The sequence below is a fragment of the Odoribacter laneus YIT 12061 genome, from assembly GCF_000243215.1.
Classification (GTDB): domain Bacteria; phylum Bacteroidota; class Bacteroidia; order Bacteroidales; family Marinifilaceae; genus Culturomica; species Culturomica lanea.
The window spans coordinates 2,644,838-2,657,355 of record NZ_JH594596.1; the positions used below are offsets into that span (position 1 = coordinate 2,644,838).

Below are 12,518 nucleotides of genomic sequence, written 5' to 3' on the forward strand. Positions count from 1 at the left end.
TGAAATCAGTTTCCCCTTTATAAAACTGAAAAATTTGTAATAAAAAATATAAAATAATTTTCATTTTAATTTTATTTAAATATTTTTGCATAAAATAAATATTTATTATAGCATCAAAAACAAGAGATATATGAGAAGTTTTATAGGTGTTTGTTTATTTATTCTTTTTATACTTCCTTTTTCTACAAAAGCGCAAGACACCACTTACGTACATAGGTCGGACACTTTACGACAGGCAACAGATCCGGAATATTATAACTGGAGAGAGAGCTCTAACGACACTATTATTCCTTCTATACAAAAACAAAATTATTTAAAGAGACCTGTTTTCCGGCTCGCTATCAGTGGAGGTACCGGATACCGTTTAGGAAGAACGCCTGAAGGCAGCGAAGAACTGACAGATTTTATCAATAATATGCGTCTAGGAGGACAATTTGGCATTGATTTACATTTTTTCCTAAAAAGAAAAATTGCGTTAGGTATAGAATATGATTATTATAATGCCAAACATTCAGGAACAATTGAGAATCACTATTTAAAAGATAACACTAAAATTCAGTTTATCGGACCTTCTTTTGCGGGGCGTATACCGATATCTTACCGACGGGATGCTTTTGTATATACTTTGGCAATTGGTTATGGACATTTTAAAGAAATAACCAAGGAAGCAGATGAAGAAGAATCGTTCACAGGAGGATGCCTGGCAGGTAAAGGATCGATCGGTTATGACTTTGCTTTGTCAGATAAAGTCGCTTTGGGCATTAAATTATCTTTACTTTTCGGCAATATCAAAAATTTTACATATAAAAATAGTGCTGGAGAAACGACGAAATTTACTCTTAATCCGCAAGATGGTGAAAATATCTCTATGGCCAATATTTCTGTAGGAATTCGTTTTGTACGTTAATTGTCAAAATGTCAAAGCAGTATCACTATTTTGTCTGAGTTTCGGGACTTTCCTTTGAATCGTTCTCATTAATTTTTTAATCAGAACAGAATAAAGAGGAATCAGCGTTTCAGGAACGAGCAGAAATCAGACACAAAATGCTGTTAATGCTTTGGCCAGCTTAGAAATCCTTTGTCCAAATTGTAAACCCGAAATCCTTTTTCTGCTAATTTCCGGGCAGCTTTCCGGCTTCTCACACCGCTTCTGCAATATACCGCAACCGGCCGGGACGGATCAAGTGTTTTTATATTTTTTTCAAAATTCACCTCTTTCACATCTATATTCAAGGCATGAGGTATATGTCCCGCTTCAAATTCTGCAGGAGTCCGGACATCTATTAATTGTACAGTCGTATCTGCCAGAAGCTTTTGAAAGTCGGAAACAGACAAATTTTGAAAAGATACGGAATCCGGAGAGGTTACCCAATCCATCCGAGAAGCATAACTTTTACCAAAACAAACTGTAAGTAAACTGAAAAGTAGAATTAGTTTTTTCATAGAACATTCGATTAGGGAACAAAAATACATATCTTTTGACTAAATTCTATGCCTTTTCTTCTCCATTCTACCCTCAAAAATATCGGGATTCGATGAGAATACCCAGAAAAATTTTTACTGCTTCGAAATTTTTCCTCTTCAACGGATAAAGACATTCAAACTTCTGGCCGACAGACCTAAAATTTTGATAAATACGAATCAGGCACTTTAGTTCCCCTATTCTTTTTCAAAAAAGTAAAACTTCGTTTTTTGGACATTCTCATCTCTTCCCCTGATATGTGACTCACTTTCGGTGGGAAGGACTCACTAAAGAGACGAACCAAAGTAAAACGATAGCTCCTACGACAGAAATAATCAAACTGCCAATTATACCGCCGGTAGATTCTATACCTACCAAACTGAACAACCAGCCTCCCAATACTCCTCCAATAATCCCAACGATCATGTTTACAAATAAACCGTAACCGCTACCTTTCATTATCTTACCAGCTATCCAACCAGCAATAATCCCAATGATAATGTACCAAATAAACATCATATCACTTCTGTATTAAATTATTAAATCCATTTTCTCTGTATATTTAAACTCATATTTTGCAAAAATGGTTTGGGTAATCCCGCTTTTTTATGACTCTGTTTCTTTTTTTTACGGATACTTTCGATATATAGAATATTTTATTCTATTTTCTTTTAAAAAATTTTAATTTGTATTTTTGTCTTCCGGATCATTCTTTTTCGATTCTCCTATTTAAAACGAAAAAGAACTCATTATCAGTGACAACTAATGATACGATTATGAAAATAAAAAACGGATCTGTCTGGGGATTGTTTTTGTACATATGCTGTTGTTTTTCCTGTCAACAAGAGAAAACGTTCAGAGTACTTCAATTCAATATCTGGCAGGAGGGTGCAGTCGTGGAAAAAGGATTTGAAGCCGTTGCGGATGAGATTGCCCGAAGTAAAGCCGATTTTGTAACCTTGAGTGAAGTACGTAATTACCACCATACTCGTTTTTGCGATCGGATAGTAGAAGCTTTAAAACAAAGAGGGGAAATTTATTATTCTTTTTATTCCGAAGATTCCGGTTTATTAAGTCGTTACCCGATTGCAGATAGTTTAACCATCTATCCACTAAAAGACGACCGGGGAAGTATTTATAAAGCCATTACCCGGATAGGAGACACAGAGGTCGCTCTTTATACAGCCCACCTGGATTACCGGAACTGTGCTTATTATGATGCAAGGGGTTACGATGGAAATACATGGGAAAAAAGGGAACCGGTAACTCATATCGACTCAATCCTCTATTTGAACCGTCTTTCTGTACGGGATGACGCCATTGCTTGTTTTCTGGAAGCAGCAGCGAAAGATCGGGTTGCGGGACGCATTGTCATCTTGGGAGGAGATTTCAACGAACCTTCCCATCTCGACTGGACAAAGGCAACAAAAAATATTCGCGACCATCAAGGTCTCGTTGTCCCTTGGGATGTATCTGTTATGCTGGAAAAAGCCGGTTATAAAGACGCCTACCGCGAAATTTATCCGGATCCACTGACTCATCCCGGATTTACATGTCCTGCCGATTGTAAGGATATCGCTTTGAAAAAATTAGTCTGGTCACCACAAGCAGACGATAGAGATCGTATTGATTTTATCATGTACGCTCCTTTTAAAGGATTATCCCTGACGGAGGTGACCCTAGTGGGGCCCCGAGGAGATATTCTCCGGGGAGAACGAATGACTGAAGAAACGTCTGACCCTATTTTAGCTCCCCTGGGTATATGGCCCACCGATCATAAAGCCGTCTTAGCAACTTTCCGCCTGAAATAAAGCGGATCAAAATTCTCTGACCGAAACAAAGGAATATTATTTCGTATACAAACGGTCCTGATTATACACCTTTATTCGAATCAAGAGTCCGTTAATCAGCAAATGACCAAACAGATGCTTGCCAGATATAGAATAGCACTCCTTATCCAAACAGATGCTTATCCGGATGCGGGAAGGTTTGAATAAATCCCATTCCGTCTCTTAACCGACAATTCGTTTATTCACTACGGTCGCACCAATCTCCGTTTTCCCGGATCAATTGTTCAAGCGCAGCAATGGCCTGCTGCTCGGGCACAGCGGCCCTCACCATTTTTCTTCCTTTATAAAGGTTGACTTTGCCGTTGCCCGCCCCAACATATCCATAATCAGCATCCCCCATCTCTCCCGGCCCGTTTACAATACACCCCATAATCGCAATCTTCAGTTTACTTAAATGAGAAAAAGCTCCCTTCACTTTAGCAACAGCCTCCTCCAGATTATAAAGAGTACGTCCGCAACCCGGACAACTTACAAACTCTGTTTTATAACGTCTCAATCCGGCAGATTGCAAAATATTACGACTCAGATTTAAAGTAAAAGCAATATTTTCTTCCTGAGAAGCCGTAATCCACAACCCATAAGGTATACGATCTATAAATAACCCACCCGTATGAGCTGCAATCTGAAGAGCAGCTCGTTCTTTATCAGCCGTCTTTACTTTCGTTTTAAGAATAATTTCATGCGTTATACCGGCTTGTTGTAAAAGCCTATACATCTCATGCCATAGATGATAATCCGGTTGCGAAAGAGTTAAAACAATGAAAACACGTTCTGTTTTTCGCAATTGTTCTATAAATTTCAAATCAATTTCTTCTTTTTTTACAATCTCGACAAAAACGGTACCTCCCTGCTCCGGCAATTTTTTTTGCATAAATTCGTTCCGGCTCACCAACGGACAGGCTCCCCGATGGTATACATGCGCCATATCCAGATTCCGGGAAGGGACAATAATCCGTAAAGCAGAAGGTAATTTCGTCAATTCCGGTCCTAAAGCTTCCGTATATATCATTTCCGGGGATTTAGCCCCTGCCTCTAAACGTACTCCTAAAGCAGGATCTATTTCCTTATTTTCATAAAAATCCAATTGCCGGATCGCCTTTTCGTCTACTACCTCAGAAGCCGAAATATCAGCAACAATAACGGGTTTTGTAGACCTACCCATAGCATATAACCGACCGGGCTGATACATCGGACGACAAAGGCCGATTAAGGTTCGGGCAACCGGAATCTCCTGTTCCGGAGCTTCTGTCAACGACACCCGTATCGTATCGCCTATTCCTTCGTTCAACAAACAGCCAATTCCGACAGCCGAACGAATACGCCCGTCTTCTCCCTCTCCCGCTTCAGTCACCCCTAGATGCAGGGGATATTTCATGCCGGCTTTCTCCATTTCCTTGACTAACAAACGGACAGCTTCTACCATGATCCGGCAATCACTGGACTTTAAAGATATGACCACCTGATCAAAACCGATTTCCTGACAAATCCTCAAATATTCCATAGTGGCCTCCACCATTCCGGCAGGCGTATTTCCATACCGGCTCATAATCCGATCGGATAAAGAACCGTGATTTGTCCCGATACGTACAGCCGTATGGTGACGACGGCATTCATCCAGAAATTCCGTGAATTTGCACTTTAGCTGCTGCAGTTCTGCCGCATATTCCTCTTCTGTGTATACCAGATTCTGAAAAGTAGCCCGTTTATCGACAAAATTTCCGGGATTAATCCTTACTTTTTCTACATAACGGGCCGCTACTAAAGCAGCGGCAGGACTAAAATGAATGTCTGCAGAAAGAGGAACCGTATAAGATCGTTCTCGTAAAATATCCCGAATATTTTTCAGATTTTCAGCCTCTTTTACTCCCGGAGCAGTGATGCGCACCAACTGCCCACCAGCTTCTATGATACGGATAGACTGTTCTACACAAGCTTCTGTATCTAAAGTGGAAGTATTTAACATGGACTGTACCAATACGGGCTGCTCTGACGAAAGTACAACCTCCCCGATCTGCACTGCTATAGTTTCACGACGCATATTTTTTTCTTTAAAATGACAAATAGATCTGATTTACAAAATCTCTTTCTGTTTTTTGATTTACAAAACGTTTTTCCGGAACACTTTTCTTTTCAACTCTCCATATATCTCCGAATATTTTGGGTGTTTTTCACGTTAAAAATATCCTTTCCCTCTACTGTATAAGCCTGTTCTAATTCAGTCTGATACAATTCGGTAATCCGTCGGCGTACGACTTTGGAAGTCGAGTTAATCGTTCCATTTTTATCACTTAACGGCTCAGGTAAAATAGCAACAACTGCCGGTAGCCATCTTTCCGGAAAAAGTCCGGCAAACTTCCCCCCATAACGGAACTCCATTAATTCCTCATGCAGTTTTTCCAACATTAACTTATATCCCTCTATCGATCCCCATTCCACATGCTTTTGCTGAATATATTCTTTTAAGACAACCTTATTCGGAGCAATCAAGCCTACGGTATAAAGGGATTGATCATTATACAGTATACAATAATCAATAAATTTCGACTTTTCTACAATCGCTTCCTCTATTCCTTCCGGACTGTATTTTTCTCCGTCATTAGCAATCAATAAAGATTTAAAACGTCCCAATACCATCAAAAAACCATCCGAATCCACATAACCCAAATCTCCTGTATAGAGCCAACCTTCCCGGATAACTTCTTTCGTAGACGATTCATTTTTCCAATATCCCCGCATGACATTTCCTCCCTTTATTACAATCTCTCCCGTTTCTCCTGCAGCTAAAGCTTTTCCCCCCTCGTCACATATTTTCAACTCCATCGGTCGCACCGGCATTCCCGAGGATCCCAATCGGTATCTTTCAGGAGTATTAGAACTAATTACAGGAGAAGCTTCCGACAAACCATATCCTTGGTACATCGGAATACCAAGTGCACAATAATACTGCTGCAACTCGATGTCCAATAAAGCCCCACCTCCGATAAAAAAACGCAGTTCCCCGCCGAAAGACTGACGTATCTTAAAAAATAAAAGACAATCGAATAGATACCAAATTGGATAGGCAAGGCTTTTCACTCCTCTCCTGGCAAAGCTTTCCCTCCCTTGAAACCAATAAGCAAATTTTAAGCCCCAGGTATAAAGTATTTCTATAAAACGACCCTGCCGACGAATCTTTGCTTCAATATTTTTTCTAAAATTCTTAGCAATAGCCGGTACGCTAAGTAAAACATGAGGCTTAATTTCCTTCATATTTACCGGTATGTTGCGAAGAAACTCCAAAGGAGAATTTCCGAAATCCACAGCTGCCAAAGAAGCTCCATTGTACATAAAAGAATAAATCCCGACAGTATGAGCAAAACTATGATCCCAAGGCAAAAAGAGTAAAATTTTGTAATAGGCCGGAATCCGAATGAGAGAATCAGCCTGTAAGACATTACTCACGTAATTTGCATGAGTAAGCAGTATTCCTTTTGGCTCGGCAGTCGTCCCCGAAGTATAAGAAATATTCGCAATATCTTCTCCCCGGATAGTTTTCCCGACTGTCTCCAGACATCCCGGGAAAATATGTAAATGCCGTTTCCCTTTTTCCACAAGATCGGTAAAAGAAACATACTTATCCGTTATTTCTCCCTTATAATCGAATACAAAAATCCGCTCTACCGAATTCAATTGCCCTTCAATATTCCTAAGACGCTTTAAATAATAAGAAGAAACAAATACAAAACGGGCTTCCGAATGATTTAAACGAAACACTAATTCCTGTTCCGTCAAGCGAATACTCAAAGGTACATTTATTCCTCCTGCATACAAAATACCCAATTCAGCACATACCCAATCCCTGCGCCCTTCACTCAATAAAGCAACCCTCTCTCCTTTCTTTATCCCTATAGCCATTAATCCGGCAGCAATATCTCTCACCCGAGAATTTGTTTGGGAATAAGTCATAGCTTCATATTTCCCCTGCCTTTTTTCCCATAAATAAGGATTATCCGGGAATTTCACACAACTTCGCTCAAATAAATCAATAATCGTATCCATCCTTCCATAATAATTCCCACAAAGTTACAAAGTTTTCCGGAAGCAAAAAACAAGCTATATCTTCGAAAACCTCCGCTTTCTTTAAAACCCTTCTCATTTTTTCCACTGTTTTCATAACCTTATCCTGTTTTTCTTCGTATACGAACATCCACATATTAAATTTTGAGGCGATGAGATTAGTAATAACGGGCATTCTGGCGATTGTCATCATTATCCTGATGGCCTTGCTCAGATGGGAAAATAAACCTAAACAACAGTTTTCGGCTGTACATTATAATTATGAATTCCTAACAGGAAAAAATATCTTACCGGAAGATATAAGAGGATTTTTCTTTCCCCTATCTTCTATCAAAACGGAACCCTATGTTTCCCCTCATCCTAAAGGGGAATAGGTATTTAAAAGTTTATTTCCTATCTTTCCTATAGAATTTACAGGCATTTTCTATCCAATTACTCAAAATTCTAACTGTCTAAGAGCTTTTATTTCGATCTATAAAAGGAGGCTTTTGAGGAAAGTTAGTGGCAAAACGATATTTCTGCTGGATTTTTTTAAACTTAACATCTACCCTTCCTTGAGCCGCTGAATAAATTTCAATCCAGAGTTCCACCCTCATGTACCCTTATGGGTTTTTCTGCAACTCAATTCATTTAAATTCAGAATCCACCCTTCTTTCCCTTCTTTCAAATATTCAAAATAAATGAATTTTTATGCACACGATTGTAATTGTATAATTCTATACAAAATGCTCATAGAATGTAAATAATTGAAGAATTATTTGGTTTTTCAAAAATTTAATTCATACATTTGTCTGCATAAAAATTTAAAATATGACAAATTTATCTCTACACCTCATTAATATTCTGATGCTCGTGGTCCTCTGCCACGACGTGAGAAAGGTGTATTTAATGGAATGATGATCTAAAATATATAACGTATTAAAAAGGCCTTTCTCACAAATGGGAAAGGCCTTTTTGTTTTGAGGAACACACTGCACAATTTATATAAAAATGAGAAACAAACTAAGAAGCGAAATGACCATGACAGGCCGGAGAATGGCAGGAGCTAGAAGTCTCTGGCGTGCAAACGGGATGAAAAAAGAACAATTTGGGATGCCGGTAATTGGCATCGCTAATTCGTTCACCCAGTTTGTACCGGGGCATGGCCATTTACACGAAATCGGGCAATATGTAAAAGCTTTGATTGAACAAAGAGGCTGTTTTGCTGCTGAATTTAACACTATTGCCATAGACGATGGTATCGCAATGGGACACGAAGGTATGCTTTATTCTTTACCTTCCCGGGAAATCATAGCCGACAGTATTGAATATATGGCCAATGCTCATAAAATCGACGCTTTGGTTTGCATCAGTAATTGTGATAAGGTTACTCCCGGCATGTTAATGGCGGCCATGCGACTAAACATTCCCACTTTATTCGTATCAGGCGGACCTATGGAAGCCGGATCTTACAAAGGAAAAGCCGTGGACTTGATCGACGCTATGGTTATGGGGGCAGACGAACGGTATAGTGAAGAAGAGGTAGAAGAAATAGAAAAATGCGCTTGTCCGGGTTGCGGTTCTTGTTCAGGTATGTTTACTGCAAATTCTATGAATTGCCTGACAGAAGCATTGGGATTGGCCATACCCGGAAACGGCACTATACCGGCTACCCATAAAAACCGGAAACGCTTGTTTGAAAAAGCAGCTTCCCTGATTGTACAAAAAGCGGGATCGTATTATTTTGAAGGAGATCATTCCGTTTTACCCCGTTCTATTGCAACGAAAGCCGCTTTTGAAAATGCAATGGCTTTGGATATCGCTATGGGAGGTTCTACGAATACAGTACTCCATTTATTGGCGATCGCCCATGAAGCCGAAGTTGATTTTACCATGCAAGACATCGATCGCCTATCGAAAAAAATCCCGGTACTCTGCAAAGTAGCTCCCAATTCTCATTATCATATGCAGGACGTAAACCGGGCCGGAGGAGTAATGAGCATTATGGGAGAATTAGCCGCCACCGGTTTAATCGACACCACGGTAAAAAGAATCGGATACGACAGTTTGGAAAGTTGCCTGGCCAAATATAACCTCAGCAGTAAACGACTGAGTCAAAAAGCCCGGAAGTTCTATCTGAGTGCACCGGGAAATAAGTTTTGCAGGGAACTGGGAGCACAGGGCAATTACCATAATAGTTTTGACGACGACCGGACTCAGGGTTGTATCCGGGATGTAGCGCATGCTTACTTTACAGACGGCGGTTTAGCTGTACTTACCGGCAATATTGCCCGGAACGGATGTATTGTAAAAACAGCTGGAGTCGACGAATCCCTTTTGAAATTCCGGGGAAAAGCAAGAGTTTTCGAATCCCAGGGACAAGCCATGAATGGGATTTTAAACGATGAAGTCAAAGCCGGAGAGGTGGTGGTTATCCGTTACGAAGGACCGAAAGGCGGACCGGGGATGCAAGAAATGCTTTACCCCACTTCTTATCTGAAATCCAAACAATTGGATAAGGTCTGTGCCCTCATCACGGACGGGCGGTTTTCCGGAGGAACATCCGGACTTTCTGTCGGTCACATTTCTCCGGAAGCCGCGGCAGGAGGAGAAATAGCAGTCGTACAAAACGGGGATACGATCGAAATAAATATCCCGGAACGCCGTATCAATCTGCTTCTCTCTCCTGAGGAACTTTCAGCCCGGCTCAAAGCCTGCAAGGTTTTCAAGCCGGTTGCCCGCGACCGTCGTATATCGAAATCATTACAAGCTTATGCCATGCTGGTCAGTTCCGCTGACAAAGGAGCCATCAGAGATATTTATTAAAAACGACACACAACACACTCACAATGAATAGGACTACACTTTCTCTGCAAAGAGAAAAGCCATGTATACCCTCCACAGGAATATCGGGAGCCCAAGCCGTTATCGAATCCTTACTGGAAGAAGGCATCGACACCATCTTTGGCTACCCGGGAGGGACGATTATGCCGGTTTATGATGCCTTATACGACTACCGGGATCGTATCCGTCATATTCTGGTACGCCACGAACAGGGAGCTATACATGCCGCCCAAGGGTATGCCCGGGTAAGCGGGAAAGTCGGCGTTTGTTTCGTAACCTCCGGACCGGGAGCTACCAATACGGTAACGGGGCTGGCAGATGCCTTAATGGACTCCACTCCTATCGTCGTGATTAGCGGACAGGTCAGTTCCCGACTTTTAGGTACAGATGCTTTTCAAGAAACCAATTTTATCGGGATTACCCAAGCTGTGACCAAATGGAACTGCCAGGTAAAACAGGCAGCTGATATTCCGGCAGCGATAGCCAAAGCATTTTACATCGCCCGGTCCGGCCGACCGGGTCCGGTAGTAGTGGACATTACCAAAGATGCCCAGCAGGAAATCACAGCCTTTCACTACCCGAAAATCAGCGGCATCCGAAGTTACATGCCTTATCCACAACCGGATGAAGCACAAATCGCAGCGGCGGCGCGGCTTATCAATTTTGCCCGGAAGCCCTTGGCGCTCGTCGGACAGGGCGTATTGCTCGGACATGCAGAAAGAGAACTACTAGATTTTTTACAAAAAAGCGGCATTCCGGCAGCCTCTACGCTGTTGGGACTTTCCGCCATCCCCACGAAGCATCCTCAATATGTCGGTATGTTAGGAATGCACGGGAATTATGCCCCCAATATTAAAAACAAAGAATGCGATCTACTCCTTGCCATCGGCATGCGGTTTGACGACCGGGTAACCGGTGACCCGGAAAAATTCGGTATAAATGCCAAGATCATTCATATGGAAATCGATCCGGCCGAAATCAACAAGATTATCTATGCAGATATACCTGTTATCGGAAATGTAAAAGAAACTCTTCCGATGCTGACCAACCGCATTATTAAAAAGAATCATCCCAAATGGCTAGCAGAATTTCAGGCGTGTTATCACATCGAATATCAGGAAATCATTGAAAAAGAACTATTTCCGGAAGCCCCCTTCCTGCGTATGGGAGAAGTGGTACACCTGGTATCCAAAGCTTATCAGGACAATGCCATTTTAGTGACGGACGTCGGACAACAACAAATGATAGCTTCCCGTTATTTCCATTTCACGCAAAGCCGCAGCCTGGTAACCTCCGGAGGATTGGGTACCATGGGCTTCGGACTTCCTGCCGCCATAGGAGCCAAAATCGGAATGCCCGAACGAGAGGTATGCCTTTTCGTAGGAGACGGAGGATTTCAAATGAACTTACAGGAATTGGGAACTATTTTTCAATCCCGCATTCCGATAAAAATTATACTGTTGAACAATAACTATCTCGGCATGGTAAGGCAATGGCAGGAGTTATTTTTCAACAAACGCTACTCCTTTACTGAAATGATTAATCCAGATTTCGGACTAATTGCCCGCGGGAATGACATGGGATACGAATGTGTCGAAAACCGGACGCAATTACCCGCTGCTATCGCAAGGATGAAAAAAAGCACAAAGGCTTATCTTTTAGAAGTAAAAGTAAAAAAAGAAGAAAATGTTTTTCCTATGATACCGGCAGGTGCTTCTGTTTCGGAAATACGATTGGAATAAACCTCCCTGACCGACCCCTTAAAAATTAAAGTCGTGGAAAAAGAATATATCATCACCATCTTTTCAGAAAACAAAGTAGGACTACTCAATCAAATCACTATTGTTTTCACCTACCGGGATGTAAATATCGAAAGCCTCACCGCTTCGGAATCTTCCATACCGGGGATATATAAATATACGGTTGTTGTCCATACCGATCCGGAAAAAGTAGAAAAATTAGCCAAACAAATCGAGAAAAAAATCGACGTATTGAAAGTATTTGTCTTTACTCCGGATGAATTAGTCCTACAAGAAATCGCACTTTACAAAGTAGCTCGGAATAAAAATATAGAAAATCTGGTCAGGGACCAACACGTACGCATTTTGGAAGTCGACAACGATTACATTGTATTAGAAAAAACCGGACACAAAAAGGAAACCCAAGCTCTGTTCGAATTATTGAAACCTTATGGAGTATATCAATTTGTACGTTCCGGTCTGGTCGCTGTCATCAAATCGAAACGGGAATTGATGACAGAATTTTTAAAAAGCAATCCAGATTCTATGTCGATCTAAAATCGTACCAGAGCAAAGTTTTAAAAAGAA

General features: G+C 41.1%; 11 protein-coding genes. 6 read left to right on the forward strand and 5 right to left on the reverse strand.

Features of this window, described 5'->3' with window-relative positions; genetic code table 11:
- The first annotated feature begins 130 nt into the window (after nt 1–130).
- Nucleotides 131–907, forward strand: coding sequence for an autotransporter outer membrane beta-barrel domain-containing protein (locus tag HMPREF9449_RS11015; protein ID WP_009137341.1), 777 nt, complete (start codon nt 131–133; stop codon nt 905–907).
- A 143-nt stretch (nt 908–1,050) separates the two neighbouring features.
- On the opposite strand, the gene HMPREF9449_RS11020 is transcribed toward HMPREF9449_RS11015, so the two are convergent.
- Together HMPREF9449_RS11020 and HMPREF9449_RS11025 are read right to left on the reverse strand one after the other, a co-directional pair.
- The gene (locus HMPREF9449_RS11020; RefSeq protein WP_009137342.1) at nt 1,051–1,443 is read right to left on the reverse strand and encodes a rhodanese-like domain-containing protein; all 393 of its coding nucleotides are present in this window, start codon (nt 1,441–1,443) and stop codon (nt 1,051–1,053) included.
- Between the two features lie 283 nt (nt 1,444–1,726).
- Nucleotides 1,727–1,981 carry a GlsB/YeaQ/YmgE family stress response membrane protein gene (locus HMPREF9449_RS11025; protein WP_009137343.1) on the reverse strand — a complete coding sequence of 85 codons (255 nt, stop codon included), beginning with the start codon at nt 1,979–1,981 and terminating at the stop codon, nt 1,727–1,729.
- Between the two features lie 257 nt (nt 1,982–2,238).
- Between HMPREF9449_RS11025 and HMPREF9449_RS11030 the strand changes: the two genes are divergently transcribed.
- Entirely contained in the window at nt 2,239–3,273 is a 1,035-nt protein-coding gene (locus tag HMPREF9449_RS11030; protein ID WP_040611376.1) for an endonuclease/exonuclease/phosphatase family protein, read from the forward strand.
- Between the two features lie 217 nt (nt 3,274–3,490).
- On the opposite strand, the gene ispG is transcribed toward HMPREF9449_RS11030, so the two are convergent.
- The 3 genes from ispG to HMPREF9449_RS16925 form a co-directional block, all read right to left on the reverse strand.
- Nucleotides 3,491–5,350, reverse strand: a complete 1,860-nt coding sequence (ispG, locus tag HMPREF9449_RS11035; RefSeq protein ID WP_009137345.1) for a (E)-4-hydroxy-3-methylbut-2-enyl-diphosphate synthase — start codon at nt 5,348–5,350, stop codon at nt 3,491–3,493.
- A 92-nt stretch (nt 5,351–5,442) separates the two neighbouring features.
- Nucleotides 5,443–7,350, reverse strand: coding sequence for an AMP-dependent synthetase/ligase (locus HMPREF9449_RS11040; RefSeq protein WP_009137346.1), 1,908 nt, complete (start codon nt 7,348–7,350; stop codon nt 5,443–5,445).
- Nucleotides 7,334–7,465 (reverse strand): hypothetical protein, encoded by a 132-nt coding sequence (locus tag HMPREF9449_RS16925; protein ID WP_261795502.1) that lies wholly within the window; start codon nt 7,463–7,465, stop codon nt 7,334–7,336. The genes HMPREF9449_RS11040 and HMPREF9449_RS16925 overlap by 17 nt, the downstream gene beginning before the upstream one ends.
- Before the next feature lie 55 nt (nt 7,466–7,520).
- On the opposite strand from HMPREF9449_RS16925, the gene HMPREF9449_RS11045 reads away from it, so the two are divergent.
- From HMPREF9449_RS11045 to ilvN, 4 genes are all read left to right on the forward strand, one after another.
- The gene (locus tag HMPREF9449_RS11045) at nt 7,521–7,742 is read left to right on the forward strand and encodes a hypothetical protein (protein ID WP_009137348.1); all 222 of its coding nucleotides are present in this window, start codon (nt 7,521–7,523) and stop codon (nt 7,740–7,742) included.
- Between the two features lie 616 nt (nt 7,743–8,358).
- Entirely contained in the window at nt 8,359–10,173 is a 1,815-nt protein-coding gene (ilvD, locus tag HMPREF9449_RS11050) for a dihydroxy-acid dehydratase (protein WP_040611378.1), read from the forward strand.
- Between the two features lie 23 nt (nt 10,174–10,196).
- Entirely contained in the window at nt 10,197–11,933 is a 1,737-nt protein-coding gene (ilvB, locus tag HMPREF9449_RS11055) for a biosynthetic-type acetolactate synthase large subunit (RefSeq protein ID WP_009137351.1), read from the forward strand.
- A 33-nt stretch (nt 11,934–11,966) separates the two neighbouring features.
- Nucleotides 11,967–12,488, forward strand: a complete 522-nt coding sequence (ilvN, locus tag HMPREF9449_RS11060) for an acetolactate synthase small subunit (RefSeq protein WP_009137352.1) — start codon at nt 11,967–11,969, stop codon at nt 12,486–12,488.
- Nucleotides 12,489–12,518 lie beyond the last annotated feature (30 nt).